The 26,120-nt window shown below is 68.9% G+C and carries 29 protein-coding genes; 16 read left to right on the top strand and 13 right to left on the bottom strand.

Going from position 1 to position 26,120, the window contains the following annotated elements; translation table 11 throughout:
- Nucleotides 1-8: 8 nt before the first annotated feature.
- Nucleotides 9-818, top strand: coding sequence for an alpha/beta fold hydrolase (locus OB895_RS12425; RefSeq protein ID WP_042540428.1), 810 nt, complete (start codon nucleotides 9-11; stop codon nucleotides 816-818).
- A gap of 58 nt (nucleotides 819-876) precedes the next feature.
- Here the strand turns inward: OB895_RS12425 and msrA are convergent, their stop codons facing one another.
- Nucleotides 877-1,422 carry a peptide-methionine (S)-S-oxide reductase MsrA gene (msrA, locus tag OB895_RS12420; RefSeq protein ID WP_056374879.1) on the bottom strand — a complete coding sequence of 182 codons (546 nt, stop codon included), beginning with the start codon at nucleotides 1,420-1,422 and terminating at the stop codon, nucleotides 877-879.
- Nucleotides 1,419-1,889, bottom strand: coding sequence for a peptide-methionine (R)-S-oxide reductase MsrB (gene msrB / locus OB895_RS12415; RefSeq protein ID WP_042540424.1), 471 nt, complete (start codon nucleotides 1,887-1,889; stop codon nucleotides 1,419-1,421). Before msrB ends, msrA begins: the two co-directional genes overlap by 4 nt.
- A gap of 151 nt (nucleotides 1,890-2,040) precedes the next feature.
- On the opposite strand from msrB, the gene OB895_RS12410 reads away from it, so the two are divergent.
- The gene (locus OB895_RS12410) at nucleotides 2,041-2,958 is read left to right on the top strand and encodes a DUF808 domain-containing protein (RefSeq protein WP_042540422.1); all 918 of its coding nucleotides are present in this window, start codon (nucleotides 2,041-2,043) and stop codon (nucleotides 2,956-2,958) included.
- Between the two features lie 22 nt (nucleotides 2,959-2,980).
- On the opposite strand, the gene OB895_RS12405 is transcribed toward OB895_RS12410, so the two are convergent.
- Nucleotides 2,981-4,330 carry an HNH endonuclease gene (locus tag OB895_RS12405; RefSeq protein WP_079113812.1) on the bottom strand — a complete coding sequence of 450 codons (1,350 nt, stop codon included), beginning with the start codon at nucleotides 4,328-4,330 and terminating at the stop codon, nucleotides 2,981-2,983.
- A gap of 70 nt (nucleotides 4,331-4,400) precedes the next feature.
- Complete coding sequence (locus OB895_RS12400; protein ID WP_042540418.1) at nucleotides 4,401-5,153, bottom strand: SDR family oxidoreductase; 753 nt, start codon at nucleotides 5,151-5,153, stop codon at nucleotides 4,401-4,403.
- A gap of 149 nt (nucleotides 5,154-5,302) precedes the next feature.
- Between OB895_RS12400 and sigJ the strand changes: the two genes are divergently transcribed.
- The 4 genes from sigJ to OB895_RS12380 all read left to right on the top strand — a co-directional run bounded on the left by sigJ (nucleotide 5,303) and on the right by OB895_RS12380 (nucleotide 9,026).
- The gene (gene sigJ / locus OB895_RS12395) at nucleotides 5,303-6,214 is read left to right on the top strand and encodes an RNA polymerase sigma factor SigJ (protein WP_079113813.1); all 912 of its coding nucleotides are present in this window, start codon (nucleotides 5,303-5,305) and stop codon (nucleotides 6,212-6,214) included.
- Nucleotides 6,215-6,301: 87 nt separating this feature from the next.
- Nucleotides 6,302-6,829 carry a GNAT family N-acetyltransferase gene (locus tag OB895_RS12390; protein WP_042540414.1) on the top strand — a complete coding sequence of 176 codons (528 nt, stop codon included), beginning with the start codon at nucleotides 6,302-6,304 and terminating at the stop codon, nucleotides 6,827-6,829.
- A 41-nt stretch (nucleotides 6,830-6,870) separates the two neighbouring features.
- On the top strand, nucleotides 6,871-7,557 hold the full coding sequence (gene pnuC, locus OB895_RS12385; RefSeq protein WP_376708839.1) for a nicotinamide riboside transporter PnuC: 687 nt from the start codon (nucleotides 6,871-6,873) through the stop codon (nucleotides 7,555-7,557).
- Between the two features lie 83 nt (nucleotides 7,558-7,640).
- Nucleotides 7,641-9,026 (top strand): LLM class flavin-dependent oxidoreductase, encoded by a 1,386-nt coding sequence (locus OB895_RS12380; RefSeq protein WP_079113814.1) that lies wholly within the window; start codon nucleotides 7,641-7,643, stop codon nucleotides 9,024-9,026.
- 30 nt (nucleotides 9,027-9,056) lie between these two features.
- Here the strand turns inward: OB895_RS12380 and OB895_RS12375 are convergent, their stop codons facing one another.
- Nucleotides 9,057-9,236: a hypothetical protein gene (locus tag OB895_RS12375; RefSeq protein ID WP_042541496.1), complete on the bottom strand. Its 180-nt coding sequence runs from the start codon at nucleotides 9,234-9,236 to the stop codon at nucleotides 9,057-9,059.
- A gap of 99 nt (nucleotides 9,237-9,335) precedes the next feature.
- Here OB895_RS12375 and OB895_RS12370 point away from each other — a divergent pair, with 99 nt between their 5' ends.
- The 3 genes from OB895_RS12370 (at nucleotide 9,336) to OB895_RS12360 (ending at nucleotide 11,146) form a co-directional block, all read left to right on the top strand.
- A complete protein-coding gene (locus OB895_RS12370; RefSeq protein ID WP_079114091.1) occupies nucleotides 9,336-9,785 on the top strand; it encodes a carboxymuconolactone decarboxylase family protein in 450 nt (149 codons plus the stop codon).
- 117 nt (nucleotides 9,786-9,902) lie between these two features.
- Complete coding sequence (locus OB895_RS12365; RefSeq protein WP_079114092.1) at nucleotides 9,903-10,943, top strand: iron-containing redox enzyme family protein; 1,041 nt, start codon at nucleotides 9,903-9,905, stop codon at nucleotides 10,941-10,943.
- The gene (locus tag OB895_RS12360; RefSeq protein ID WP_056374892.1) at nucleotides 10,940-11,146 is read left to right on the top strand and encodes a CDGSH iron-sulfur domain-containing protein; all 207 of its coding nucleotides are present in this window, start codon (nucleotides 10,940-10,942) and stop codon (nucleotides 11,144-11,146) included. Before OB895_RS12365 ends, OB895_RS12360 begins: the two co-directional genes overlap by 4 nt.
- Nucleotides 11,147-11,191: 45 nt before the next feature.
- Here the strand turns inward: OB895_RS12360 and OB895_RS12355 are convergent, their stop codons facing one another.
- Complete coding sequence (locus OB895_RS12355) at nucleotides 11,192-11,515, bottom strand: hypothetical protein (RefSeq protein ID WP_079113815.1); 324 nt, start codon at nucleotides 11,513-11,515, stop codon at nucleotides 11,192-11,194.
- Nucleotides 11,516-12,052: 537 nt separating this feature from the next.
- On the opposite strand from OB895_RS12355, the gene OB895_RS12350 reads away from it, so the two are divergent.
- The 5 genes from OB895_RS12350 (at nucleotide 12,053) to OB895_RS12330 (ending at nucleotide 15,868) form a co-directional block, all read left to right on the top strand.
- The gene (locus OB895_RS12350) at nucleotides 12,053-12,730 is read left to right on the top strand and encodes a response regulator transcription factor (RefSeq protein ID WP_311877864.1); all 678 of its coding nucleotides are present in this window, start codon (nucleotides 12,053-12,055) and stop codon (nucleotides 12,728-12,730) included.
- The gene (locus OB895_RS12345; protein WP_042541500.1) at nucleotides 12,723-14,054 is read left to right on the top strand and encodes a sensor histidine kinase; all 1,332 of its coding nucleotides are present in this window, start codon (nucleotides 12,723-12,725) and stop codon (nucleotides 14,052-14,054) included. Before OB895_RS12350 ends, OB895_RS12345 begins: the two co-directional genes overlap by 8 nt.
- A 241-nt stretch (nucleotides 14,055-14,295) precedes the next feature.
- A complete protein-coding gene (locus tag OB895_RS12340) occupies nucleotides 14,296-15,135 on the top strand; it encodes a PepSY domain-containing protein (RefSeq protein WP_228385600.1) in 840 nt (279 codons plus the stop codon).
- Nucleotides 15,136-15,297: 162 nt separating this feature from the next.
- The gene (locus OB895_RS12335; RefSeq protein WP_311877862.1) at nucleotides 15,298-15,600 is read left to right on the top strand and encodes a hypothetical protein; all 303 of its coding nucleotides are present in this window, start codon (nucleotides 15,298-15,300) and stop codon (nucleotides 15,598-15,600) included.
- Between the two features lie 40 nt (nucleotides 15,601-15,640).
- Entirely contained in the window at nucleotides 15,641-15,868 is a 228-nt protein-coding gene (locus OB895_RS12330; protein ID WP_042541504.1) for an RNA-binding S4 domain-containing protein, read from the top strand.
- Nucleotides 15,869-15,886: 18 nt separating this feature from the next.
- Here the strand turns inward: OB895_RS12330 and OB895_RS12325 are convergent, their stop codons facing one another.
- Nucleotides 15,887-16,444 (bottom strand): dihydrofolate reductase family protein, encoded by a 558-nt coding sequence (locus OB895_RS12325; protein WP_311877859.1) that lies wholly within the window; start codon nucleotides 16,442-16,444, stop codon nucleotides 15,887-15,889.
- Between the two features lie 260 nt (nucleotides 16,445-16,704).
- Between OB895_RS12325 and OB895_RS12320 the strand changes: the two genes are divergently transcribed.
- Complete coding sequence (locus OB895_RS12320; protein WP_042541506.1) at nucleotides 16,705-17,601, top strand: SDR family oxidoreductase; 897 nt, start codon at nucleotides 16,705-16,707, stop codon at nucleotides 17,599-17,601.
- A gap of 100 nt (nucleotides 17,602-17,701) precedes the next feature.
- Nucleotides 17,702-18,487, top strand: coding sequence for a DNA/RNA non-specific endonuclease (locus OB895_RS12315; RefSeq protein ID WP_311877857.1), 786 nt, complete (start codon nucleotides 17,702-17,704; stop codon nucleotides 18,485-18,487).
- Between the two features lie 252 nt (nucleotides 18,488-18,739).
- Here the strand turns inward: OB895_RS12315 and OB895_RS12310 are convergent, their stop codons facing one another.
- From OB895_RS12310 to OB895_RS12285, 6 genes are all read right to left on the bottom strand, one after another.
- Entirely contained in the window at nucleotides 18,740-19,768 is a 1,029-nt protein-coding gene (locus tag OB895_RS12310) for a hypothetical protein (RefSeq protein WP_311877856.1), read from the bottom strand.
- A complete protein-coding gene (locus OB895_RS12305) occupies nucleotides 19,765-20,556 on the bottom strand; it encodes a signal peptidase I (RefSeq protein ID WP_194285978.1) in 792 nt (263 codons plus the stop codon). Before OB895_RS12305 ends, OB895_RS12310 begins: the two co-directional genes overlap by 4 nt.
- 71 nt (nucleotides 20,557-20,627) lie before the next feature.
- Nucleotides 20,628-21,362 (bottom strand): SipW-dependent-type signal peptide-containing protein, encoded by a 735-nt coding sequence (locus OB895_RS12300; RefSeq protein WP_042541509.1) that lies wholly within the window; start codon nucleotides 21,360-21,362, stop codon nucleotides 20,628-20,630.
- A gap of 43 nt (nucleotides 21,363-21,405) precedes the next feature.
- A complete protein-coding gene (locus tag OB895_RS12295; protein WP_311877853.1) occupies nucleotides 21,406-22,314 on the bottom strand; it encodes a hypothetical protein in 909 nt (302 codons plus the stop codon).
- On the bottom strand, nucleotides 22,311-22,961 hold the full coding sequence (locus tag OB895_RS12290) for a SipW-dependent-type signal peptide-containing protein (RefSeq protein WP_042541511.1): 651 nt from the start codon (nucleotides 22,959-22,961) through the stop codon (nucleotides 22,311-22,313). Before OB895_RS12290 ends, OB895_RS12295 begins: the two co-directional genes overlap by 4 nt.
- Complete coding sequence (locus tag OB895_RS12285; RefSeq protein WP_311877851.1) at nucleotides 22,958-25,789, bottom strand: hypothetical protein; 2,832 nt, start codon at nucleotides 25,787-25,789, stop codon at nucleotides 22,958-22,960. The genes OB895_RS12290 and OB895_RS12285 overlap by 4 nt, the downstream gene beginning before the upstream one ends.
- Nucleotides 25,790-26,120 lie beyond the last annotated feature (331 nt).

Raw genomic sequence — 26,120 nt, 5'->3', positions numbered from 1 at the left:
GGAGGACAATGGATGCCGTGGCTGTTCCTCTCTCCGACCTGACCAACATGCCCGAACCCCAGCAGGTGTACGCCGCTGACGGCACTCGCCTCGCGACGTACACATGGGGCGAGATCGATGCGCCGGTGGTGGTGATCGTGCACGGCTTCGCGTCGAGCGCCCGCGACACCTGGGTGCTCACGGGCTGGGTGCGCGAACTCACCAAGGCCGGATACCGCGTGCTGGCGCTCGACCAGCGGGGCCATGGCCTCAGTCAGAAGCCGCATCAGGCCGACGCGTACGGCATCCGCACCCTCGCGACCGACGTCGAGACGGTCATGGACGCATACCTCGTCGATGAAGCCGTCTACGTCGGATACTCGCTCGGCGCGCGGGTCGGCTGGGAGGTCGTGCGTGATCTTCCGCATCGCATCGGTCGTGCCGTGCTCGGCGGCGTGCCCGACGGCATCCCTCTCGCCCGGCTCGATCTCGATCAGGTGCGCGCATACCTGGCGGACGGCACGCCCGTGTCGGATGCGACGACGCAGAACTACATCACGCTGACCGAGCGCGTGCCGGGCAACGACCTCGGAGCCCTGGTGGCACTGGCGGAGGGGATGCGGTCGTCACGGACGATCGACCCCGATCCGTCGAACGCCCCCTCGAGCCCGATCCTGTTCGCGACGGGCTCGAAGGACGCGATCATCGAAGGCTCGCGCGCGCTCGCATCCGCAGCCCCTCAGGGGCGGTTCTTCGAGATCCCGGATCGCAACCACTTCAACGCTCCGGGGTCCCGCGCGTTCAAGGAAGCCGCGCTGGCGTTCCTGTCGGAGGGCTGACCGCAGGCACGAGAAGAGCCCTCCGTCACGAGGTGACGAAGGGCTCTCGGGGTGACGGTCAGACCGTCGCGTTCTCTTCGCGCTTCGGCAGCACCCATCCCGCACGCGGGAAGTGGCAGGTGTAGCCGTTGGGGTACTTGATCAGGTAGTCCTGGTGCTCTTCCTCCGCCTGCCAGAACGGGCCCGCGGGCTCGATCGTGGTCACGGCCTTGCCCGGCCACAGGCCTGAGGCGTCGACGTCGGCGATGGTGTCGCGGGCGACGGCCTCCTGCTCGGGGCTGAGCGGGAAGATCGCCGAGCGGTAGCTCGAGCCGACATCGTTGCCCTGACGGTCCTTCGTCGACGGGTCGTGGATCTGGAAGAAGAAGGCGAGGATGTCGCGGTACGTCGTCTTGGTGGGGTCGAAGACGATCTCCACAGCCTCGGCGTGACCCGGGTGGTTGCGGTAGGTGGCGTGGTCGTTGCTGCCGCCGGTGTAGCCGACACGGGTGTCGAGCACGCCGGGCTGGCGGCGGATCAGGTCTTCCATGCCCCAGAAGCAGCCGCCCGCCAGCACGGCGGTCTCGGCTCCGGGGGTGCGGGTGATGGTTCCGGTGTCGGTCATGACTGCTCCTCAGAGGTGGGGGTGGTGGGGAAGAGGTGACGGTAGCGACCGTACCCCTCATCTTCCAGGCTGTCAGCCGGGATGAAGCGCAGGGCGGCGGAGTTCATGCAGTATCGGAGCCCTCCCGCATCGCGGGGTCCGTCGTCGAAGACGTGCCCCAGGTGGCTGTCGGCGCCGGTGGAACGCGCCTCGGTGCGCGTCATCCAGAGCTTGCGGTCGGTGCGCGTGGTCACGGCATCGGCCTCGATGGGCTTGGTGAAGCTCGGCCATCCGGTGCCGCTGTCGAACTTGTCGGTCGACGCGAAGAGCGGCTGGCCCGAGACGACGTCGACGTAGATGCCGTCGTCGTGGTTGTTCCAATACGCGTTGCGGAAGGGCGGCTCGGTGGCATCCTCCTGCGTCACCTCGTACTGCAGGTGCGTGAGGTCGCTGACCGCCGCGGGGTTCTTGCGGTACTCGTTCGACATGATCTGACTCCTTGTCCGACGCGGCTGGCTGCAGCGTCTTAGAGGAGAACCAGGCGGGCGCCTGTTTTGGTCCCGCAGGACTGTGAGCGGGCTGTGAGTTTGAAAGGAGTCGATAGAGTTGCTCAGCCACACACACCACAGGGAGACGCACATGTCGGTTGGACTGCTCGCCGTCGTCGATGACATCCTCAGCGCGGCGATGAAGGCCTCGGCGAAAGCCGCGGGCGTCGTGATCGACGATGCCGCGGTGACCCCGCAGTACGTGCAGGGCATCACGCCGGCGCGCGAGCTGCCTGTGGTCGCGAAGATCGCGCTCGGTTCGCTGGTCAACAAGTTCGTGATCATCATCCCGATCGCGCTGGTGCTCACCGCCTTCGCGCCGTGGGTGCTGCCGTACCTGCTGATCCTCGGCGGTGCCTATCTGTGCTTCGAAGGCGCCGAGAAGGTGCTCGAGTGGTTCGGCGTGCAGCACGGTCACGCCGATGAAGGCGCCCGCGACGAGAAGAAGCTGGTGCTCGGCGCCGTGCGCACCGACCTGATCCTCTCGACCGAGATCATGCTGATCTCGCTGGCGAACCTCGAGGCCGGTCTCGACATCTGGACGACCCTCGCGATCCTCGCGGTGATCGCCCTGCTCATGACGGGCGTCGTCTACGGCGCCGTGGCCCTGCTCGTGAAGATCGATGACATCGGTCTGAAGATGGCCAAGAACCCGGTCGCACGCGTCCGCCACACGGGAATGCGGATCGTGCGCTCGATGCCGGCGGTCTTCCGCTTCATCAGCATCCTCGGCACAGTGGCGATGCTGTGGGTCGGTGGCCACCTGCTGCTCGTGAACCTGGGCGAGGTGGGCGTGCACTTCGGCGAGGACATCCTGCATGCCATCGAGCACGCGCTCGAGCCCCTCGGCGCTGTCATCGTCTGGATCGGCGACACCCTCTTCTCGGCCATCGCCGGCCTGATCGCGGGTCTGATCATCGTCGGGATCATCCTGGGCATCGGCCGCCTGATCGGCAAGAAGCCGAACTTCCACGAGGGCGAGGAATCGCCCGCCGACGTGCACGTCTGAACCGCGCACCACGGAATCGACGTCAGGCAGCGATGTCATAGCGGGCCCGACCCCCGAGGCGCGGAGCCCTCGCGAGATCGATGCTTCGCGGCGGGATCAGCCATACCCGTGCCGCGGCTCCGATCCCCTCGATGCGGATATCCCACCCGTTGTCGTGGATGCGATGGTGACACGACTCGCACAGCAGTACGCCGTTGTCCAGGTCGGTGGGTCCGGTGTCTCGCTGCCACCACCTGATGTGGTGCGCCTTGGTCATCTGCGGAGGGAGACCGCACATGGCGCAGCCGCCGTCTCGCTCGACGAGTGCCAATCGCTGCGCCCGGGTGAACAACCGCTTCTCGCGCCCCCAGTCGAGGATCTCCTCCGCTGATCCGAGAACCACCGGGATGATGCCGCCACCCGCAGCCATGCGACGGCAGGTGCTGACGCTCACGGGCTGGTCGCTGCCGTCGATCGTCGCGCTGCCCTCGCCCGACATGAGCTGGTCGAGGTTCACGCGCACCACCACTGTCGCACCCGATGCGGGCATCCCGCCGTTGTCGCAGGCGATCGCGTGCTCGCAGATGGCGGTCAACGCATCGGCCTGGATCATCGCGACCGAACGGCGATCGGCATCCGGCGCGTCAGGGTCTGTCGCGGTGATCCGCGACTGAAACGACGCCGCCACGTAGGCCTGTATCGCGGCCTTGATCGGCGCCCCCGATGCGATGTCGGTCTGCAGCACGAGGTGAAGCGAGCCGTCGCGCTCGAACATCGTCAGGGAACGGCGGTCGCGGGCCTCTCGCTCTCTGGGTGCGACGCCGTCTGGGTCGAGCCAGGCTTCGGCACGGGCCACCAGCTTGCCGACGTCGGCGAGGGACATCCCCGCTGCCCTGCCTACGAGGAGACGCTCGGCCTCTTCGACCCGAGCCGACCCCACCTTGAACCGGATCCGCTCGAGCAGGCTGACGATGAGCGCGGCGGCCGCGACGGATATCTCCCCCGCGGCGAGCGCCGACGCGAGCGCCGGATACCGCGCGGGCAGGACCTCACCCGACAGATTCGTCCGCGGCGCCGCTGCCTGCCCCACCGCGATGAGTCGCTTGGCGTCGCCGGCCGACCCACCCGTGTTCGCGGCGATCATCGCCGCAGCACTCCGGTGTCCATGCTGCTTCGCGAACCCGTCAGGGCCGAGTTCCGGCCGCGACTCGTGCGCGATCGTCGCCGCGAGCTCGGCGTGGAGCCCGTCGAGGCATCGCTGCGCCTGGCTCACCGCACGGTGCGCGTCGAGCAGCTCGATGCGCGAGAGCTCCGCTGACCCCTCGGCGTCGCCCCAGACGTCGCCGAGGCACTCGAGGGCCTCGAGAAGCGGCATCAGGCGGGATGAGGGCATGTCTCCACTTTAGAACAGATGTTCGAAACTCGAGCGAGATGCCGGAATCCGTTGGAGCAGACAACCGAGCTCATGACGGCAGGTGGTCGTCACCCCGCAGCCACTCATCGAACGTGATCCGACCCTGCAGAGCATCCGCCCCTCCGCGCAGCGACCCCGACGCCAGCCCTCGCCCGTAGGCGCCGGGCAGCCGCACCCCCAGCACCCGCCGGCGCACTCCGTCGAACGCCAGCTGCCTCCGCGCCACATCCGCGAGAACCTCGTTTCTCGGCCCGACCAGGTCAGACGCACGCCCGGCCGGCGCGCCCTCGGCGACACGCACCAGATGCTCCCCGACCTCGCGCGCAGCCACCGGCCGCATGAGCAGCTTCGGCAGCACCGCCACCGGGCCGGACATCCCCGACAGCAGCTGTCCGGCGAACTCGTGGAACTGACCGGCCCTCGCGATCGTGAACGGCACCGACCCTGCAGCCACCGCGCGTTCCTGCGCCAGCTTGCCCGCGTAGTACGAGGCGTCGATGCCATCGATCCCCACGATCGACAGAGCGACGTGGTGCGTGACACCCGCCCGCGACTCCGCAGCCAGCAGAGTGCGGGTCGCCGTCTCGAAGAACTTCACGGCCTTCGCAGCCGAGAGCGTGGTCGTGTTCGTGACGTCGATGACGGCATCCGCCCCCTGCATCCGCTCGGCCAGTCCGGCGCCGGTGAGCACATCGGCTCCGGACGACCGCGACAGCACCACCACCTCGTGACCGGCCGCCCGCGCCGCCTCCACGGCGTGCCGACCGACGACCCCTGTTCCTCCTGCGACCGCGATCCTCATCCGATTCCCTCTCCGCTCCGGGGCGCACGTCCACGCCTCCTGCACCAGATGACGAATCAGCACCCGAGAACGTGAGGCCTCACACTCCACCCTGCTCCGTCGTCATATCCTGCGAAAGCACACTCGCACCCGCATCCGAAAGGCACCCCATGGATGACGACCTCGACGACGTCTTCCGCGAGCGGCGACGCCTGCTCGCCCTCGGATACCGGATGACCGGCACTCTGGCGGATGCCGAGGATGTCGTGCAGGAGACCTACCTGCGCTGGTACCGGCTCACCGAAGCTGAGCGCGAGACCATCGCGAACCCCGCCGGCTGGCTCACCACCGTCGCAGGACGCGTCGCCCTCGACCTTCTGGGTTCCGCCCGCCACAGGCGCGAGCAGTACGTCGGGCCGTGGCTGCCCGAGCCCGTTCCGGCCGAGCTCTTCGCCGGAGCGATCGGATCGCGCACGCCCACGACGCCCGAAGATCCTCTCGATCGCATCACTCTCGACGACGACGTCTCGACCGCGCTGTTGGTCGTGCTCGAGGCGATGACTCCCGCCGAGCGCGTCGCCTTCGTGCTGCACGACGTCTTCGCCGTGCCGTTCGACGAGATCGCCGAGGCCGTGGGGCGGTCTTCCGCGGCGGTGCGGCAGCTCGCGTCATCCGCTCGTCGTCACGTGCGCGAGAACCGGGCGACCGCCGTGCCCCGCGCCGAGCACGACCGCGTGGTGCGGGCCTTCCAGCAGGCGACGCGCACGGGCGAGGTCGCCCCGCTGCTGAAGTTCCTGGCACCGGACGTCGAACTGCGCAGCGACGGAGGCGGCGTGGTCAGCGCCGCCCGCAATGTCGTGAGCGGCGCTGACAACGTCGCGCGCTTCCTGCTCGGGATCGCGGCCAAGAACCCGCACTTCACCGCCGAGGAGAAGCACTTCGGCGACGGTCTCGGCCTGGTGTTCCGCGACGGAGAGAACGTGCATTCGGTCATGAACGTGCACGTCGAGGCGGGTGTGATCACCCAGCTGTGGATCGTGCTCAACCCCGCCAAGCTCACCTACTGGAACTCATCGCAGTGAGGCGAAGCGGGTGCCCGAGAGCCCCCGCCCCGGCATCCTGCTACCGTCGTGCAGTGCGCACCCGAGCGCAGATGCAGGAGACAGCCGATGAGCGACCCCCAGATCCGGGATGCCGAGACCGCCGACCTCGAAGCGATCACGGCGATCCACAACGACGCGGTGCTGAACACCACCGCGATCTGGAATGAAGAGGCGGTCACGGTCGAAGACCGCGCCGCCTGGCTCGCGGAGCGCACAGGCCGCGGCTATCCCGTCATCGTCGCGGTCGACGAGACCGGCGTGCTCGGGTATGCGACCTTCGGCGACTGGCGCCCGCACAGCGGATATCGGCACACCGTCGAGCACTCGGTGTACGTCCGCGACGGCCAGCGGGGTCGCGGCATCGGCAAGGCGCTGATGATCGAGCTCATCCACCGCGCCCGCAGCCTCGGCAAGCACGTGATGGTCGCCGCGATCGAGAGCAGCAACACGGGGTCGATCATCATGCACAAGCGCCTCGACTTCATGCAGGTCGGGCGCATGCCGCAGGTCGGCACCAAGTTCGATCGCTGGCTCGACCTCACGTTCCTGCAGCTGGTGCTCGACCAGCGGCCCTTCCCCGACGAGACGAAGTGAACGTCTTCCTCTGGCTGGTCGACGCCTTCAACTCGCAGTGGATGCTGCCCGGCGGCCAGGTGCTGCTCGTGCGCGAGGTGGTCGGCAACGCATTCGGCCTCGCCAGCGCACTCGGCGGCATGCAGCGCAAGATCTGGGCGTGGCCGGTCGGCATCGTCGGCAACCTGCTGCTGCTCACCGTCTTCCTCGGATCCATCCTCAATCCCGATCATGAGCTGCCGCACCTGCTCGGCCAGGCCGGTCGTCAGGTCATGTTCATCATCGTGGCGATCTACGGGTGGGTGCGCTGGCGACAGGCCTCGTCGTCGGGTGGTCGCGTCACGCCCCGGTGGGCACCGAACAGCGCGCGCATCGGCCTGGTGCTCGTGATGGTGATCGGCACGATCGCCCTCACTCCCCTGTTCCGCGCCCTCGGCTCGTGGGAGCCGGTGTGGGCCGACGCGTGGACCTTCGTCGGATCCCTGCTCGCCACCTACGGCATGGCCAAGGGGTGGACGGAGTTCTGGCTGATCTGGATCGCCGTCGACGTCGTGGGCGTGCCGCTGCTGTTCAGCTCAGGCTTCTACGCGACCGGACTCATGTACGTGTTCTACGGCGTCTTCACCGCGGTCGGATTCGTCGTCTGGTGCCGAGCGCAGGCGAACGCCAAACCGCAGGTCGAGACGATCATGCCCGATCCGCGTCCGATCACCTCCACCACGAAGACAGTCGACGGCGACCGGGGCTGACCCGGCCGGACTCGACCGACGAATGTGTCGCCCCGTGTCGCGGGGGCTGACACGGGGCGCCTCCGCGGGTTTTGCTTGACCCCATGACCCGTCAGATCCGCTTCAACGCCTTCGACATGAACTGCGTCGCCCACCAGTCGTCCGGTCTGTGGCGACACCCGGATGACCGCTCGCGCCAGTACAACACCATCTCGTACTGGACGGATCTTGCGAAGCTGCTCGAGAGCGCGACCTTCGACGGCATCTTCATCGCCGATGTGCTCGGCACCTACGACGTCTACGGCGGCACCAACGAGGCGGCGATCCGCAACGGCGCACAGGTTCCCGTGAACGACCCGATCCTGCTCGTGAGCGCGATGGCGGCGGTCACCGAGCACCTCGGCTTCGGCATCACCGCCGGCACCGCCTTCGAGCACCCCTATCCGTTCGCACGGCGTCTGAGCACCCTCGACCACCTGACCAACGGACGCGTCGGCTGGAACGTCGTGACCGGCTACCTGCCCAGCGCCGCCCGCAACATGGGTCAGCACGATCAGCTCGCGCACGACGACCGCTACGACCACGCCGACGAGTACGTCGAGGTGCTCTACAAGCTGTGGGAGGGATCGTGGGAAGACGACGCCGTCGTCGAAGACCGCGAGCGCGGCATCTTCACCGACCCGGCGAAGGTGCACCCGATCGGCCACGAGGGAAAGCACTTCAGCGTTCCCGGCATCCACATCTCCGAGCCGTCGCCGCAGCGCACCCCGGTCATCTACCAGGCCGGAGCCAGCCCTCGCGGTGTGCGCTTCGCATCGGAGAACGCCGAGGCGATCTTCGTCGCCGCGCCCTCGAAGGAGGTGCTCGCCGGCACCGTGAAGCGCATCCGCGATGCGCTGGAGGACGCCGGTCGCGACCGCTACGACGCGAAGATCTACACGCTGCTCACCGTCATCACGGGGGCCACGAGCGCGGATGCCGCGGCGAAGCACGCCGAATACCTGTCCTACGCGAGCCCCGAGGGCGCGCTGACCTTCATGTCGGGCTGGATGGGCGTCGACCTCTCGCAGTATGCCGAGGACGAGCCCGTCGGCAACGTCGAGTCCAACGCGATCCAGTCGGTGCTGCAGCACCTCAAGGAGGAGGCCGACCTCGGACGCGAGTGGACCGTCGGCGACTTCGGCCGCCACAACGCGATCGGCGGCCTCGGGCCGACGATCGTGGGCTCTGGCGTAGAGATCGCCGACGAACTGCAGTCGTGGGTCGAGGAGACCGACATCGACGGATTCAACCTCGCCTACGCGGTCACGCCCGGCACCTGGCAGGACGTCATCGAGCACGTCATCCCCGTGCTGCGCGAGCGCGGCGTCTACCCGAACGAGTACACGCCGGGAACTCTGCGCAACAAGCTGCAGGGCAAGGGCGACCGCGTGCAGGACACGCATCGCGCAGCCCGCTACCGGGTCGGAGCGAACGCCCCGGTCGCCTGATCAGCGCCGGGTGGTGACCAGAGGCGCCGGTCAGTCTGCCTTCGAGCTGAACATCCCGCGCAGCACCAGGAACACCACGACCGCGACGACGGCGACGATCGCGAGCTTCGCGATGAACCACAGGATCGAGAAGAGCGCGCTGACGATCCACCAGGCGATCACGACGGCGAGGACGACGCCGATGATGGTCCAGAGCGAGTTCTTGTTCATGCATCCAGCCTAGGCGGCGCGGGCGCATCACAGATCCGGATGCTGAGGCGTCAGTACTCATGGAGGCGCATCCCGCGCCCCATGAGCGAAGGAGGCGACGTGTCGCACGTCAACATCGGCAAGGTCTACGCAGCCCCGTATCAGGCGATGCTGGAGTTCAACGCCCAGGCGGTCGCCGCAGCCGAGGATGCCGGACTCTCGCCGTTGCTCGTCGAACTGGTCAAGGTGCGGGCGTCGCAGCTCAACGGCTGCGCCTTCTGCCTCAGGATGCACTGCGCCGATGCCGTCAAGGCCGGGGAGACGGCCGACCGGCTGGCCGTGCTCGCGGGATGGTGGGAGTCGCAGTACTTCTCGGCCGAGGAGCAGGCCGCCCTGCAGATCGCCGAGAACGTGACGATGATCGGCGACCACGGCCGCCTCGCGAATCGCGGAGTCGACGTCGAGGGCGTGCTGACCGAGAAGCAGATCGCCGCCGTGACCTGGCTTGCCGTCGTCATCAACAGCTGGAACCGCATCGCGATCAGCAGCCACTACCCCGTGCACGCCTGATCGAGCGAAGGGACGGGAAGGCGGATGCCACGGCATCCGCCCTCCCGTCCCTTCCGCATCGGATGTGTCGCCGTCAAGACCCTTCTCGAGAAGGGGATCGGGGGCGAGACTTCGAGCATGTCTGCACCGGCCCTCACTCCGTCCGCCCTTCACGGCATCGCCGCCCGCGGCCCGCTCAGCGACGGCATCATGCGCCGCCTGAGCGGAGAAGACGCCGACGACCTCGGCGCCCGCGCCGAGACCGCGCTCGCCACCAGCGACGATGTCGTGCGCGACGACGACATCCAACTCGCGCTCTTCGTGCTGTACGCCTCGTCCTACGGATCTCTGTCCGAGCTCGATCCCGCCCTCGAGTGGGACCCGGCGCTGATCGCCACGCGAGGACTCCTCGAGCACGCCTTCGAGCGGGCGCTGCGGGCGACCGTGCCGACCCCGGAACTGCCCGAGCCGACCGTGGACGCCGTCGGACGAGCCCTGTTCGCTCTCGCCGAGGCCGACACCGGACCGAGCCTCTCTCGTTACGTCGCGAAGAAGGCCACGGACGAGCAGATGCACGAGTTCTTCATGCAGCGCTCGATCTACACGCTGCGCGAGGCGGACCCGCACTCGTGGGCGATCCCCCGCCTGACCGGTCGGCCCAAGGCGGCGCTCGTCGAGATCCAGTCGGACGAGTACGGCGGAGGGCGCCCCGACCGTGTGCACGCGACGATCTTCGCTCGCGCGATGCGCGGCGCCGGCCTCGACGACACCTACGGCGCCTACGTCGACGACGTGCCGGCGATCACGCTCGCGTCGCTCAACATGATGTCGATGTTCGGCCTCAACCGTCGGCTCGTCGGAGCGATCGTCGGCCATCTGGCCGCGTTCGAGATGACCTCGTCGATCCCCAACCGGTTCTACGCCGACGGGCTGCGACGGCTCGGCTTCACCGAGGACGTGACCGACTACTTCGACGAGCACGTCGAGGCGGATGCCGTGCACGAGCAGATCGCCGCGCGTGACCTCGCCGGTGGACTGGCCGAGGACCGCCCCGACCTGCTGCCCGACATCATGTTCGGCGCCGCAGCCTGCCTCACCGTCGACGGATGGGCGGCGGGACACATGCTCGACTCCTGGACGCGCGGCGAATCCTCGCTGCGAGAGCGGGACGCGCGATGAGCGGGGCGCAGGATGCCGTCACGATCACGGCGTACCCCGACGGTCCGCTGCTGGTGCGCGGAGCAGCGGTGCTCGAGACCTCCGACGGCGAGCCGATCGAGGTGACGCGCCGCACGGTGGCGCTGTGCCGTTGCGGTCTCTCGACGATCAAGCCGTTCTGCGACGGGACGCACAAGGCCGCCGGGTTCCGCACCGACGCCTGATCTCGATGATGCCGGTCGGTCTTCGTCGGCGCACGTCGATCGTGGTCAGTGCCCGATCGCCGGCAGGCAGCCGCCGTCCATGATGACGCCGCCGATCTCGACCGTGAGAGTATCTGCCGAGACTTCGCCGAAGATGCATCCGCCCTCAGGTGCAGCCGCGCCGAAGGCCACCGCGCGTTCATCGCCCAGCGTCTGGACGCCCGCGAGGCCCGCCGCGGCGATCACCTCCTCGACCGCGTTCACCGACAGGCCTCCTGAGACACGGAGCGTCTCGAGCCCGGTGCGGACGGCAGCCGCGGGCTCCTCGGCGGCTGCCGTGCTCTCCTCCGAGAGGTCGACCCGGTCGCGATAGCGCTCGTTCTGCGCCATCGCGTGATCGGGGTCGTACGGCGCGCAGTCCGGAGGCAGGTCTACGCCTTCGATCTGCGGGCACGCGGCCGTAGGGGTGGGACTCGGGGATGCGGACGGCGATGCGCCGGGCGGACCCGTGGTCGCCGTCGCGCATCCTGCGAGCATCATGGTCGTCGCGACGACGAGAAGAAGACGTACACCTCTCGACCTGTCCCCCCGGATTCCGGTCATGCCCTCATGCAACCACACGGGACGGACAGTGCCAACCGGTGTGCGCTACGTGGGCGACCATCGCCTGCTCGTCGGAAGGAGCACTGCGCCCCGGGAGGAGGACTGCGCGCCGGGAGGAGAACTGCGCCACGGGAGGAGAACTGCGCCACGGGAGGAGTCTCAGCGGCATTCTCTCCTCCTGTGGGAGCGTTCTCCTCCCGAGGGCGCACGAGGGAGAGCCCGAGGGCGCACGAGGGAGAGCCCGAGTGCGCGCGCTGATGCGCGACTGAGCCTCATCTGACCCGCTTCAGCGCGGATTCAGCGTGCGCCCACCACACTGGAGGAATGCGGATCCTGGTGGTTGACGACGAGGCGCGTCTTGCCGACGCCGTGCGCCGGGGGCTCGAGGCGGAGGGCTTCGCGGTCGACGTCGCGAACAACGGCGTCGACGGGCTGTGGCGTGCGCGTGAGACGCGGTACGACGCGATCGTGCTCGACCTGATGATGCCCGGCATGAGCGGGTGGAAGGTGTGCGAGGCGCTGCGCGCCGAGGAGAACTGGACGCCCGTGCTCATGCTCACCGCCAAGGACGGCGAGTGGGATCAGGTCGAGGCCCTCGAGACGGGCGCAGACGACTACGTGACCAAGCCGTTCTCCTTCGCGATCCTCGTGGCTCGGCTCCGTGCTCTCGTGCGCCGCGGCGCTGTCGCGCGCCCTGCGGTGCTCGAAGCCGGAGACCTCAAGCTCGACCCGTCGTCGCACCACGTCTGGCGCGGCGAGACCCAGGTCACGTTGACCGCGCGCGAGTTCGCCGTGCTCGAGCACCTCATGCGGCACCGCGGTCAGGTGCTGTCGAAGCGCGCGCTGATCGAGGGCGTCTGGGACGACGACTTCGACGGCGACCCGAACATCGTCGAGGTCTACGTCGGTCACCTGCGCCGCAAGCTCGACAAGCCCTTCGGGCGCGAGGCGATCGAGACGATCCGCGGCGCCGGCTATCGATTGGCGGCCGACGGTGGCTAGCCGCGCGTTCCGGTCGGTGCGTGCCAGGACGACCCTCGGCGCGACCGTGGTCGTGGCCGTCGCGCTGCTGATCGGGGCGTTCTCGTTCTACGGCATCCTGAGCTCCAGCATCCACGCCAGCGCCGAGCGCGCCGCCGAGCAGCGACTCGACGAACTCGCCGAGCGCTTCGACGGTCCCGGCGGCGGCCCGGGCGGCGAGCGCGGGGTCGACTCCCTCGACGACGAGATCGTCCAGATCATCGGCGAGGACGGCGCGGTCAGGGCCGCCAGCGAGGATGCCCGCGACGAGCTCGGCTCCACCGCGCTCCCCCTCGCCGACCAGGCACGCACCACGACGATCGGCGGCGAGCCGATGCTCGTCGTCTCCGACGACCTCGAGAACGACGAGACGCTCGTGCTCGCCGTCTCGATCGAAGACGGTGTCGAGACGCTGTCGACGGTCGCCGTGCTGCTCGCGGTCGCCGTGCCGCTGCTTCTGCTGCTCGTCGCCGTCACCACCTGGCTCGTCGTCGGCCGGGCGCTGCGGCCGGTCACCCGCATCCGCGAGGAGGTCGACGGCATCACCGCCGAGCACCTGCACCGACGCGTCGAGGTGCCGCCGTCATCCGACGAGATCGCCGCACTCGCGACCACCATGAACCGGATGCTCGATCGCCTCGACTCGTCGGCCACCGCCCAGCGCCGCTTCGTCTCGGATGCCTCACACGAGCTGCGCTCACCGCTCGCGACGATCCGTCAGCACGCCGAGCTCGCACAGGCGCATCCGGCCACAACGAGCATCGGCGAGCTGGCCGAGGTCGTCTCAGAGGAGGGGCTCCGACTGCAGGGCATCGTCGAGTCACTTCTGCTGCTCGCCCGGCTCGACGAGGGCGGCGGCACGCACGACGAGGCCGTCGACCTCGACGACCTGGCCCTGGGCGAGGTGCGACGCCTGAGGTCGCGAGGGGTCGAGGTCGACGGGTCGGGCATCCGTGCGGCCCGGGTCGCCGGGGATCCTCGGCTTCTCGGCCAGCTCCTGCGCAACCTCGCCGACAACGCCGTCAGGCACAGCGCCGGCCGCGTGGCGATCAGCGTGATCCCGCAGGACGCCTGGGTGTTCGTGACCGTCGAGGACGACGGCGCAGGAGTGCCAGCCGACGAGCGCGAGCGCATCTTCGAGCGCTTCGTGCGGCTCGATGAGGCCCGCAGCCGGGATGCCGGCGGCAGCGGTCTCGGCCTCGCGATCGTGCAGGGCATCGCCGCGGCCAGCGGCGGGACGGTCTCGGTCGACGCCTCGCGCTGGGGCGGCGCCCGCTTCGTGGTGACCCTGCCGCTCTCGGACTGACATCCTCTCGGCATCCGGCCCGTCTGCAGGGACCCGGCACCTCTCGGCATCCGGCCCGTCTGCAGGGCTGAAGCACGGATGCGGCACCGGACACCTGTTCTCGTCCCGCAGGAGTGCCCGGATCCTGCAAACGGTACGAGGAAACCCCGGTCCGCGGCCCCGGCCGTTCGGTCGCTGGTTCCTGAAGAGGTCTTCAGGAGGCTTCAGGGTGGCTTCAGCACCGCCGGGACAGCATCGAGACATGAACGACAAGAACTCGACCCCCGACCAGACGCCCGAGAACCTCCCCGTGAACTCGACTCCCCCGGCGCCCCCCGCTCCGCCCGCGCCGACTCCGGCCCACGACGCCGAGACCGTGCCCGTCGCACCGCTCGCCGCTGAGACCGGCACTCCGGCATCCGTTCCCGCAGCCCCCGCGAAGCGTGGTCGCAAGCGTGCCCTTCTCATCGGCGGTGGAATCGCGGCCGCGGTGGTTCTCGCCGGCGGCGGCGTGGCCATCGGAGCAGCGATCGGCGACGAGTTCGGCGACGACGACGACCGCCCCTCGGTCTCCGACGGCCCCCGTGGCGACGCCGACGACAACGGCGGGCAGCCGGGCGGCGACCGAGACGACCGCGACGACGACGGAGAGCAGGGCGCACCCCAGGGCGGGGGCCCGGTGACCGACATCGGCACCGACTCCGCCGACGAGCTCGTGAAGATCGCGGATGCCGCCCGCGGCGCAGCCGAAGGCGACGTGACGTCCATCGACGCGAAGCGCGACGGCACCTGGGAGGTGCAGCTGACCGGGACGAACGGCAGCGAGACCGAGGTGCGGGTGGATGCCGACCTCGCCGCCACCGTCGTCTCGACCGAGCAGGACGACGATGACTCCGCCCCCACCCACACCCTCGACGAGTCGGCCATCCGCGCACTCGTCGATGCCGCGCTGGCCGAGGCCGACGGCATGATCACCGACCTCGACGCCGACAACGACGAGGTCAGCCCCTACGACGCGTCGGTGCTCACGACCGACCGCCGCTCGATCGACATCGACTTCAGCGCCGACTTCGCCGTCGTCGGCACCGACATCGACGACTGAGCACCCCGCGTCGTTCCTCGAGCCGCCGGCCCCACGGGGTCGGCGGCTCGACGCATCTCCGACGAGTTCGGCACTTTCGCATCATGATCCGTTCACCGCGCGGTCTCTGTAGGTGGGTACGGTCTCGATCGCAGACCGAAGATGCTGTCGTCAGGGGAATCCATGCCGGTCACGGTGCACACGTACTTCTACACACCCGCGCGGGCGGACTCCGTCGTGCGGGTGCTGCAGCAGCTCACGACAGAGCTCAAGCGCGTCGAGTGGCGAGTCTCCGATCATCGTTCCGTGGCGTTCAGCACACGACGGACGCTGTTCGGGGGACCCGCCGACGTGAGGGTCGTGGCGACTCCGTTGGCTGAGGGAGGATCCGACGTGAGGATCGCACTGCAGGCGCCGACCCGTCGCCGGACGACCACGAAGGCGGCCGACCGTCTGAGCGAGCGGATCCAGCGGGCGCTCGGCTGACCGCGAGCCGCGGCCCGGTGCTGCGGCTACCATTTCAGTCATGACGAATTCCGGCCGCATCGACGATGTCTCCATCGGCGGCGAGATGATCCGCCTCGGGCAGTTCCTGAAGTACTCGGGTCTGCTCGACTCGGGTGGCGACGCCAAGGAGGTCGTGATCGACGGTTTCGTGAAGGTCAACGACGAGGTCGATCGTCGCCGGGGCCGTCAGCTGCACGACGGCGACCTGGTCACCTTCGAGGGCCGCACCGTTCGCGTGCGCCCCTGACGCCGGCAGCGATCGCCGTCACCGCCGCGTCGCGTAGCGGAGGAACATCACCCCGCTGCTGAAGCGCTTGTCGTCGAGCAGTTCGAGATCGACATGCACGTCGCCGGGGAAGAACGGCTTGCCGCCCCCGACGATGCCCGGACCGATGAACAGGCCGAACTCGTCGACCAGACCCGCGCGGATCGCCTCGGCCGCGAGCGTCGGCCCGTCGACAGAGAGGTCGCTGTCGGATTCGGCTTTCCAGCGCTCGACGGTCTCGGGGTCGAACGTGCGCTCGAGCCGCGTGCGCTCGCTCGACACCTCGGCGAGCGTTTTCGAGAAGACGACCTTGTCGGCCGCCTGCCAGACCCGTGCGTAGTCGATGCCGACCTGCGGCTGATCGGGCTCGAGGTGGGCGGTCTCCCAATAGACCATCGTCTCGTACATGCGCCGCCCGTAGAGATAGGTGCCGACGTCGGCGAACTGCCTGTTGATGAAGTCGTGCAGCTCCTCATCGAGCGCCCAGTCGAATCCTCCGTGGGGCCCGCTGACATATCCGTCGAGCGACGTGATCATGGAGTAGATGAGTCGGCCCATGCGGCGAGGCTACTCCGCGCGCCGGGGGTTGGTCGACCCCGTCGCTGCCACCCTCTCGGGAGGAGATATGCCCTTCGGGAGGAGCAATCCTGCGAATCTCTCCTCCCGAAGAGCAGTTCTCCTCCCCCCAGCGACATCGACGACGGCCCCGGGCTTCGCCCTTAGCGACCTGAGTCCGCGGACGCAAGGCGCTGGCCGACATCCCGACCTCGGCGCACGCTGGAGACATACCCCCAGACCAGCGACCGAGAGGACACCCCATGTCTCGCGACCAGTACACCTTCGTCAACCCGGCCGAGCTCTATTCCGACATCGAGCCCGAGAAGCAGCACATGCCCGAACCAGGGCTCGACGCCGACCTCGCTCCCAAGGCCGACCTCGGCGAGGAGAGCTATCGCGGCACCGGCCGTCTCACCGGCCGCAAGGCTCTCATCACCGGCGGCGACTCGGGCATCGGGGCGGCGACCGCGATCGCCTTCGCCCGTGAAGGGGCCGACGTCGCGCTCTCGTACCTTCCGGAAGAGGAGGAGGATGCTGCGCGGATCGCCGACATCCTTCGCGACGCGGGCGCCACCGTCGCGCAGATCCCCGGCGACCTGCGCGACCCCGAGTACTGCCGCACGCTCGTCTCAGAAGCGGTCGGTGCGCTCGGCGGTCTCGACATCCTCGTCAACAACGGCGGCAAGCAGGTCTACCAGGAGTCTCTGACCGACATCACCGACGAGCAGTTCGACGACACCTTCAAGACGAACGTCTACGCGATGTTCTGGATCACGAAGGCCGCACTCCCGCACCTCCCCGCCGGATCGACCATCATCAACACCACGTCGATCCAGGCGTACTCGCCGTCGGGGATCCTCGTCGACTATGCGTCGACCAAGGCCACGATCAACGCCTTCACCAAGGGCCTCGCCGACCAGCTCGCACCGAAGGGCATCCGCGTGAACGCCGTGGCACCCGGGCCGATCTGGACCCCGCTGCAGCCCAGCGACGGACAGCCGCAGGAGAAGCTGCCGGAGTTCGGTGAGGACACGCCTCTCGGCCGCATGGGTCAGCCGGCCGAGCTGGCACCCGCCTACGTGTTCCTCGCCTCGGCCGAGTCGAGCTACGTCGCCGGCGAGACGCTCAACGTCAACGGCGGCATGCCCACGCCGTGACCCGCTGACAGCGAACGCCCCCTCCCGAAGCGACCGGGTGGGGGCGTTCCCGTGTTCGGAGATGGTCGGCGATGTCGGGGGCACGAGGCAATATGACGGTATGGCAGACGGATACGACCTCGATTTCCTTCCGACGCGAGTCCCCCTGCCCCGACCGGCGCAGGATGCGACCGAGCTGACCTACCCGCGCTTCACGGTGCTGCTCGACCGCGACCGTCGGCTGGCCTCCGTGACCGGCGTGAACATCGACGGAGCGCTGCTCCGCGAACTGCCGCGCACCGGCGAGTGGAGGCTCGACCCCCGGATCGACGACGAGCTGCAGACGGGTCCCGATGTCTACGCGCGCAACGACCTCGATCGCGGCCATCTCGTGCGGCGGCGTGATCCGGGATGGGGCGATGCCGATGAGGCGAGGGATGCCACCGAGTCGACCTTCTTCTATCCGAACGCCGCCCCGCAGGCGGCAGGATTCAACCAGTCGAAGGACCTCTGGCTCGGCCTGGAAGACCATGTGATCGAGTATGCCGAGACGACCGATCAGCGTGTCTCGGTCTTCACCGCGCCTGTGCTGGGCGACGACGACCCGCCGTATCGCGGCATCCGCATCCCCCTCCGGTTCTGGAAGATCGCGGCCTGGCAGGCGCCGGATGGCCTGTCGGCCGCAGGGTTCGTGCTCGATCAGTCCGAGCTGGTCGACACCTCCGACGGCCTGCTGGCCGCGCCGCCACTGGGCGCCTTCCGCACGTTCCAGGTTCCGGTCGCCGAGATCGCCCGAGTCACGAATGTCGATGTGGGCCCCCTGCTCGACGCCGATGTGCTCGCCCGGCCGAGTGCGCGATCGACCGAGTGGCGACCGCTCGCCTCCGCATCCGACATCACGCTCTAGGCGTCTACCGGGTCATCGACGCGACGAGGCACACCGCTGCCGCGGACGAACCCCTGCATCCTCACCGCCAGGTGGACGTGCTCGCGGAGGAGTGCGGTGGTCGTCCTCGCGTCCGCGGGTCATCGCAGCCAGAGCGAACGGGTGAACGCCGCCACGATCCGGGGAGAAGAAGTCGCGATCGGGGAGGGAAGCGACTCTGTGGCGGCGTTCGTGCGGATGATCCGCGATGATCCGACGGGGTGATCGAACGGTTCAACCATCTCGTGAACCGCGCGCTCGCACGCCGAGAAGGGGGCGGATTCCGAGCCGGGAACCGCGGTCTCCGGTGCCGACGCCCGATCTCTCAGTAGTGAGGAGTGCCCGCCGCAGTAGTGCCGAGTCCGGGCACACGCGCCGACGGCCGCGGTCGGGCTCTGTCAGATCGACCCAGGACTCGTCCTGACCGATGGCCCTCGAGCAGTCATCGCACCGCCGCCGACGGCCGGCGACGAGGAGAAGCCCCACGAGCAGCAGCAGCGCCGCCGCGATTCCGAAGAGAAGGAGCGAGCTTGCCCCCGTCGCCGCCAGTCGAGTCGGCTGCTCGTCGACCTCGCCGGACATCGTAGACACGACATCGAACGCGAGCTCGGTCGACTCCTGTCCCTCGTTGCGCTGCGATGCAGTCGCGGCGGGGAGCTCGAACCCGATCTCCACGGCCACCGTCTCACCCTGGGCGACCCGCACCTCGGCGATGTCGACCGTGCCGGTCATCTCTTCGGCGAGTGCGGAGAAGCGCTGCCGCCCCTCGACACCGCCGACACTCCAGAACAGCTCGACCTCGTCGGCGAGGCCGGGATTGCGAGCGCCGCCGGGGACGCTCTCATCCAGACGCAGCGAGACGGTGAGGCCGGCTCGCGCAGGACCGCTGTTCGTCAGCATCAGGGTGCGTCGAGTGCGATCTCCCGGCGCGGCGATGCGCTGACCGACGAACGACGACTCCGCGGTCGAATACCCCCGGCCCGACCAGTCCAGGTGCGTCGCCGGACCGTCCCAGGCGGCCTCGGCAATCGCATCCCCTGACTGCGAACCACCCCCGGATGCCGGTGCCACCGCCCTGTCGACGGGTTCGCCGGTCGTCGAGACACCGGTCGTCGAACCCGCCGCCACGGCAGGGAGCACGCCCGCAGCAGAGAGCACCCCGGCCAGCATGAGCAGGAGCACGACGGCGAGGATCCAGGCGATGGACGTCTCACGTCGGGTGCGACGGCGTGCCTCCGCGAGGAGGCCGTCCACTCCGTTCATCGCCGGCTCCTCTCGGCATCCGTCGCGTGCGACAGCATCTCGCGCAGCGAATCGTCGTCGAGCGAGAGGAGTCCGAGCCGCGCGAGGTGGAGTTCCTCCTCGCGGATCGCGATCTCCCGCTCTCTGAGATCGAGCTCCCGGATCCGGAGGTCGTCGGCGACAGAGGGAACGACAGGGGCCGCGGATGCCGCGGGGGCGTCGTTCACGCCCCGTCCGGAGGTCACGATCACGCGGGTGCGAGGCCGCCGGAAGGTGGTCCATGCGCCGTAGCCGAGAAGCCCGGCACCGAACGCGACGCCGAGCACCACGATGTTGTCGGTGGCCCACTGGCGCACCCATCCGAGGGCGGGCAGGCTGTAGAGCATCGCCCCGCGAACCTGCTCGGGAGACACGGGCGCGTCGGCGGCGGAGTTCGCGTCGCCCTGAGTGATGAGCCTGCAGTCCGTGCCGTCGTCGAACGTGCCGACGGTCTTGCCCACGACGCGGTGGGTGATGAGAGCCGGGTCGCCGGGCTCGGGAAGATAGGTCACGATGTCGCCGACCCCGATCTCGGCGCACACCTGATCGGGCGCGACGCCTCGCACCGCCACGACGTCACCGGGTGCGAATGTCGGCTCCATCGATCCTGTGAGCACCGTGAGCGAGGTTCCGCCGGAGACACGCGGCACCACGAGAAGCGCGGCGATGAGCGCGAACAGCGTCACGACGAATGCGATCGATACGGCTCGTCCGGCGATGCGCCAGGGCGACTCGTACCAGCTCCTCGGAATCCTGCCGGTGGTGCGCATGCGTGCGTCTCTCTTCATGATCGTGAGCGACGGAGGCGCCCCTGTCTCGGGGCGCCTCCCGACGGTGGGTCTTAGAACTGCTCCCCGGTGTCGCGAACCTGCTCGAGCCTGAGGTTCAGCCCCGACAGCGTGTCGGTGAGCGCGACGTCGGTGCGGTCGGTGACCGTCGACGAGAAGGCGCCGTAGACGACGACCGTCACGTCTTCGGTGGTCTCGGCCATCGAGAGCACGGTGGTGCCGTTCGCGTCCTCGAGGCCAGCGCTCTGACCCGTCTGCGGCGCCGACAGGTACAGCAGCGTCGCATCTGCCGCGACGGGCAGCGCGATCTCAGGCTGCACGAGCGCACCGTCCTGGTAGACCTCGTAGGTGTAGGTCATGCCGCTGATGTCGTAGTCGTTCGCCGTGAGACCGTCGAGCGAGAGGCGACCGACGAGGTTGTCTCCCTCCAGCGTCACGGCGGCCGAGAACGAGGCCGCGACCTTGTCGCCGGGCACGATGCGCCAGGTCGACGCATCCGCGGGGGCCAGCGCGTGGCCGAGCTGCGAGCCGTCCGTGCCGACGACGGTGGCGGTGGCGTCGTCGCGGTCGGCCGAGACGTCCCAGAAGGTCGTGTCGGCAGTCTGCACGACGTCGAGGTCGCCGGCGGTGATCTGTCCGCCGCTGAAGCCGTCGGTCGCCGTCCACAGGGCGAACGTCGACCCGCCCGCGAGCAGTGCGGCGGCGCCACCGGCGACGAGCAGCAGAGCGCCGCGGCGCTTCTTCCGCTCTTCGGTCACGACGATGATCTGAGGATTCTGGTTGGACATGTTCTTCTTCCTTCTCCTGGGTGGTGTGTTTCTGCTTCGGCGACTAGCGAGTGGCGTGATCGCCGGGTGCGACGGCGGGGTTCGCGTTCGTCACACGGGGGTCGATGCGGATCACGAGGTCGGGTTCGCCCGCGGGATCCGGATGCACCGATCCGCTCCACGACGAGTCGTCGCGCGACAGGGTGCCGTCATCGCCGGTCCCTTCCGCCCACGCCGTGTGGTCGTAGACGCCGATGGCGTTCAGGGACGCGGGAAACGCCACCGCGGCGTCCCACGTGTCGAAGTCCCGGTTCTCGCTGCCGTCGACGGCGATCCCCCGGGCGCTCGCCTCCGAGACGTACACGCCGTCGGCACGGTGGTTCCAGAGCATCGCGACGCACCAGGTCTGTGTGACCTCGGTGCCGGTGGGGTTGGCCGCGGGCGCCTGCAGCGTGCGATCGGACGCGTCGAGCAGGTGCACGTCGACGGCGGCCCCGCCGTCGACGGGCGCGTCGGGGATCACCGAGCAGTCGTCGCCGAGTCCGGCCGGGTAGATCCGAACGGTCGAGTCCGCCAGCAGTGTGCCGTCCTGGGCGACGCCCCCGGCGAGCTCGGCCGAGCGACCGTCGTGCCAGACCTGATCGCCGAGCGTGATGTCGTAGTCGAGTCCGGCGATGCCGAGAGCGGCCCCGGTCACCTGAAAGCGCCAGATCACGGGTTCTGTTCTCAAGCCGCCCTGATCGAGCACCGTGGCGATCTCGGTGCCGGGCAGGGTGATCTCGACCGGCTCGCCCGCCGCCGACAGCACACGCTGCGACTCGGCGGCGGCTCCGAAGGTCACTGCTCCTGTGCGGAGCTCAGGCACCACGACCGCGTCGTTCGCGGTCCACAGCGCGTTCGCTGTCGAGACGACCCCGAAGGCCATGACACCGGCGATCGCGGCGGTGAGCGACAGAGTCGTGCGCAGCCTCATCGACCGGCACCGTTCGCGCGCACCTGATCGAGACGCACGATGAGGTCGCCCGCGGCCCAGACTCCCGCGGCACTGTGGACGTCGGCGTCCGTCCAGGCGTAGTCGCCGCGCACCTCGACGGTCACGATCACCGACCACCGATCGGACTCGCCCTGCGACGACCCCGCGAGACCGGGAACGGCCAGCGGCGTCCCGTCGGCAGAGCCGGTCGCGACCGTGTCTCCCTCGGCATTCTCCACGCGCAGTGCGATCGCGATCTCGCCCGTCTCCTCCTGCGCCCGCACTGCGTCGGGAGACGCGAACTCGACACTGAGCGCCGCGGTCAGATTCTCGCCGCACAGGTAGGTCTCGAGCGGCTGCGTGATCTCGATCACGTCGCCAGGCATCGTGAAGAAGTCCTCGGGCGTGGTCGCCAGGTCGCCGGACCGCGGCTCGGTCACGCCCGGGGTGATCTGCCGCCAGGATGCGTCCTCCGTAGTCATCGAGAGGTCGCCGGCCTGCCACAGAGACCCTGCGAACGTGTCTTCCGACGACCACAGCGCGTAGGTGCCGGCGCCGATCGCCGCGACCGTCAGGGCTGCGAGGGCGATCACGCTCACGACCAGGGGCAGCGTGCGGCCGCGGGGCCGAGCCTCGACGGCGGTCATCGTCCCCACCCGTCGGCAGTGCCGTTCGAGACGATCGTGCCGCACGCGGCGACCCTCGCGTTCTCGCCGACGGCGAGCTGCGAGATCGAGCCGATCACTCCCCGCGCGCCCAGGCGCAGGTCCGAGTCCGTGACGACGATGTCGTGCAGGCTCGTGATCCAGTCGTCGGCCGATCGGTTCGTGACCGTGTACACGAAGCACACCGCCTGTCCGTCGACGAGGCGCGCGCCGGTGAGCACGGGCCCACCCGTCTGCTCGATCGTCGCGGGAGTCGAGGCATCCGCCACGTCGGCGTAGGCCCGCTTCTCGATCTCGATGGTCGGGTCTGTGGCGAACAGGAACGCGCTCACCGACGGCACGACCAGCCCGTCGTAGTTCTCGTCCTCCGAGGCGACGGTCGCTGCGATGGTCGCCTCGGTGTTCGCCGTGACATCTCCGTCGGTCGCCTGCAGCACGATCGACTCCGTCGAACGCGCGCCAGGGGCGATGATCGGAGTGGAAGTCGAGAGACCGACTCCATGCGCGACGCCCACTGCGTCGATCTTCGACGAGAAGATCAACGGCGATGTCGGCACGGGCGCACCGGCTCGCAGCATCATCGAGTAGGACTTGCCCTTCTCGTCTCCCGTGACGAGCGTGAATCGGGGCGAGGTGACCTGCAGCGGATTGACGAAGGTCACTCGAGGGTCGGCAGAGACCGCAGCAGCGGTGTTCGTCAATCCCGATGTCGACGTGACGCGACCGGCCGCGAGAGTCGCCGAGACGGATGCCGAGTCGTCGACCCTCGCGACCACGTCGAACTCGAGTCCGTTCGTGCCCGCGACAGGCGTCACGGCGATGACTCGCGGATCGAGGCGCCCGGTATCGAGGGTCTCGGCGGTCGCCGCAGCGCTCAGCTGGATGTCATCCGCGGTGACGGTCGACGGGTCGAGAGGCAGCGAAGACCTCAGCGTGTAGTGCAGGTCGCGACTCATGGTCGGGTCGTTCTGACCGCCGGCCTGATCGAGCATGAGAGTCGGGCGGCAGTTGCCGGTCACGGCCACCGTGCGGCTGAGCTGCGACGACGTCAGCTGCGGCGTCGTCTCGACGTGCGTCTGCACGCGCACGAAACCCGAGACGTCGCCCGTCGTGGCATTCACGGCCTGCGCGGAGGCGGGCACGGTGGCGCCGGCGAGCGGCTGCGGTCCGACGGGCAGCGAGAAGGCGACGGATGCCGCAGCGGCGGTCACTCCGGTCACGCGCCCGAGGTGGATCTCGGCTGTGCGGTCGGCCGTCCAGTAGAGGTCGAGCGACACGGGTCCGCTCGGCACCGACTTGCCGCTGCCTGCAGGCTTTGCCACCGTGATCTCCGCGGTGCATGTTCCGCCGGTGAACGTGGCGCGGGGCGCTGCGACCATCGCGCCGCTCGAGGGAGCCGCCACGACCGACGCCGCGGCAGTGGGGTACCACGTCGACACCGTCTGGTTCGATTCGGTTCCGTTGTCGACCAGGAGCGAGCCTCCGTCGCCGGTCTCCTCCCCCGTCGCCGGCCTGCCCTGCGACCCTGAACGCGTGCCGAAGGTGTTGCCCGAGACGGTGGTCAGACCGTTGCGCGAGAGACGGATGCTCGACTCGTAGCCGTCGAAGTAGTTGTCGGTGATGCTGAGCCCGCTCGGCACCGTGCCGGTGCGGGTGAGGCCGTCCCAGGAGATCGCGATGGTCTGTCCCGACGTCGCGCGTACGAAGTCGTTGCGCGAGATCCGGTTCTCTCCGCTGAGGGTGCCCGGGGGCAGCGTGACGAACGCGTACTCGTCTCCCGTGCCGTTTCCGACGGAGTTGAGGAACTGGTTGCCCGAGATGTTCAGGTTCGACAGCCTCACACCCGTCGTGCTGTTGTTCGAGAACTTGAAGGCCGTCGCCCCGTTGAGGTTCCGCACGGTCGAATCGGTGAACGAGAAGCCGTCGAGGACGACGTTCGCGTCGCGCGGCGAGAAGGTGGTGAGGTTCGTGCGGCAGCCAGAGCCGTCGGATCCGTTGCACACGCCGCCGGCCGTGTAGTTGACCTTCACCCGCGCGATGGAGATGTTCTTCATCGGTGTGGCGGTCGTGGCGTTGAACAGGAACAGCCCTGAGGTCTGCTGTCCCTCGTGGTAGAACCCCTGCAGCTCGTAGTCGCTGACCGAGATGTCGCTGGCACCCTGGCGATAGACGACGAAGCGCTCGGGGTAGTAGTTCTCCTTCGTCACGGTCGAGCCGCCCGCGAGGCTGATCCTCTTCGCCTGCTCGCCCATCACGATGGACGTGCCGCTGGAGAGGATGTCGCGGAAGTTCTTCAGCGCGACGTCCGGACCGTTGATCTCGAATGCCGCCGCCTCGGTCGACTCGGACGTCGGAATGATGGAGACACGATTGTCGAGGTCGAGCGTGACCGGTGCAGTGATGCGATAGAAGGCGCCGTCATCCCAGGTCGACACCGCACTCGTCTGCATCCAGTTCGCGGTGGAGCGGGTCATCACCGGACGGATGATGCCGCTGAGGCCGGGCTTCACGCCGATGACGACGGCCCCGGGCGCACCGTTCAGGGCATTCGACTCCTCGAGCGCGGCGCGCAGCGTGCAGGAGCCGTCGGCTGTCCGGCACACGCCATCACCCGGCGCCTGATCGACTCCCGAGAACGCGAGGCTGGTGATCTCGAGCTCGTGGCTGGGCGCGGACATCGCCGGAGCCGCCACCAGGAGGCCGCCGGCGATCAGGACGACGCATGCCGTCACCGCAGAGACGAGGCGCATGCGTCGCACCAGGCGACGCCGGCGGCGCACCTGTCGACGACCTTCTTCTCGCGGGCTCACAGCTGACGTCCTCCAGAGGGTTCCGCGCGACGCATGTGGCGCGCTCGAGTGATGGGAGACCGCGGGCACGATGTGCGCAGAATGGGCGGTCATCGTAAGGATGCGGTCGGCGACCTGCCCGCTTGGAGGGGTTTCGGGCGTCTTCAGCACTCCGCCACCTCGATATCAGTGGGCCTCTCCGACGGTTGCGTGGCGGGTGTGCACGACCCTGCGGAGTACCACGCGTCGATGCTCAGTAGTGCCCTCGCGGGTACTGGCCCACACCGCTTCTCCCTGCCGCTGATCGCTCGTGAGTACGCAAGGTCGGCACTCGCCGCTCGTACTCCTCGGG

The sequence above is a fragment of the Microbacterium forte genome (assembly GCF_031885415.1).
GTDB classification, from domain to species: domain Bacteria; phylum Actinomycetota; class Actinomycetes; order Actinomycetales; family Microbacteriaceae; genus Microbacterium; species Microbacterium forte.
Note: the sequence above shows the minus strand (reverse complement) of the source record. Positions and strands in the feature narration are given on the sequence as shown.

Coding starts and splice junctions, on each gene's coding strand:
- OB895_RS12425 (WP_042540428.1), top strand. CDS start 9: ATGGATGCCGTGGCTGTTCCTCTCTCCGACCTGACCAACATGCCCGAA.
- msrA (WP_056374879.1), bottom strand. CDS start 1,422: ATGACCGACACCGGAACCATCACCCGCACCCCCGGAGCCGAGACCGCC.
- msrB (WP_042540424.1), bottom strand. CDS start 1,889: ATGTCGAACGAGTACCGCAAGAACCCCGCGGCGGTCAGCGACCTCACG.
- OB895_RS12410 (WP_042540422.1), top strand. CDS start 2,041: ATGTCGGTTGGACTGCTCGCCGTCGTCGATGACATCCTCAGCGCGGCG.
- OB895_RS12405 (WP_079113812.1), bottom strand. CDS start 4,330: ATGCCCTCATCCCGCCTGATGCCGCTTCTCGAGGCCCTCGAGTGCCTC.
- OB895_RS12400 (WP_042540418.1), bottom strand. CDS start 5,153: ATGAGGATCGCGGTCGCAGGAGGAACAGGGGTCGTCGGTCGGCACGCC.
- sigJ (WP_079113813.1), top strand. CDS start 5,303: ATGGATGACGACCTCGACGACGTCTTCCGCGAGCGGCGACGCCTGCTC.
- OB895_RS12390 (WP_042540414.1), top strand. CDS start 6,302: ATGAGCGACCCCCAGATCCGGGATGCCGAGACCGCCGACCTCGAAGCG.
- pnuC (WP_376708839.1), top strand. CDS start 6,871: ATGCTGCCCGGCGGCCAGGTGCTGCTCGTGCGCGAGGTGGTCGGCAAC.
- OB895_RS12380 (WP_079113814.1), top strand. CDS start 7,641: ATGACCCGTCAGATCCGCTTCAACGCCTTCGACATGAACTGCGTCGCC.
- OB895_RS12375 (WP_042541496.1), bottom strand. CDS start 9,236: ATGAACAAGAACTCGCTCTGGACCATCATCGGCGTCGTCCTCGCCGTC.
- OB895_RS12365 (WP_079114092.1), top strand. CDS start 9,903: ATGTCTGCACCGGCCCTCACTCCGTCCGCCCTTCACGGCATCGCCGCC.
- OB895_RS12360 (WP_056374892.1), top strand. CDS start 10,940: ATGAGCGGGGCGCAGGATGCCGTCACGATCACGGCGTACCCCGACGGT.
- OB895_RS12355 (WP_079113815.1), bottom strand. CDS start 11,515: ATGGCGCAGAACGAGCGCTATCGCGACCGGGTCGACCTCTCGGAGGAG.
- OB895_RS12350 (WP_311877864.1), top strand. CDS start 12,053: ATGCGGATCCTGGTGGTTGACGACGAGGCGCGTCTTGCCGACGCCGTG.
- OB895_RS12340 (WP_228385600.1), top strand. CDS start 14,296: ATGAACGACAAGAACTCGACCCCCGACCAGACGCCCGAGAACCTCCCC.
- OB895_RS12335 (WP_311877862.1), top strand. CDS start 15,298: ATGCCGGTCACGGTGCACACGTACTTCTACACACCCGCGCGGGCGGAC.
- OB895_RS12330 (WP_042541504.1), top strand. CDS start 15,641: ATGACGAATTCCGGCCGCATCGACGATGTCTCCATCGGCGGCGAGATG.
- OB895_RS12325 (WP_311877859.1), bottom strand. CDS start 16,444: ATGGGCCGACTCATCTACTCCATGATCACGTCGCTCGACGGATATGTC.
- OB895_RS12320 (WP_042541506.1), top strand. CDS start 16,705: ATGTCTCGCGACCAGTACACCTTCGTCAACCCGGCCGAGCTCTATTCC.
- OB895_RS12315 (WP_311877857.1), top strand. CDS start 17,702: ATGGCAGACGGATACGACCTCGATTTCCTTCCGACGCGAGTCCCCCTG.
- OB895_RS12310 (WP_311877856.1), bottom strand. CDS start 19,768: ATGAACGGAGTGGACGGCCTCCTCGCGGAGGCACGCCGTCGCACCCGA.
- OB895_RS12305 (WP_194285978.1), bottom strand. CDS start 20,556: ATGCGCACCACCGGCAGGATTCCGAGGAGCTGGTACGAGTCGCCCTGG.
- OB895_RS12300 (WP_042541509.1), bottom strand. CDS start 21,362: ATGTCCAACCAGAATCCTCAGATCATCGTCGTGACCGAAGAGCGGAAG.
- OB895_RS12295 (WP_311877853.1), bottom strand. CDS start 22,314: ATGAGGCTGCGCACGACTCTGTCGCTCACCGCCGCGATCGCCGGTGTC.
- OB895_RS12290 (WP_042541511.1), bottom strand. CDS start 22,961: ATGACCGCCGTCGAGGCTCGGCCCCGCGGCCGCACGCTGCCCCTGGTC.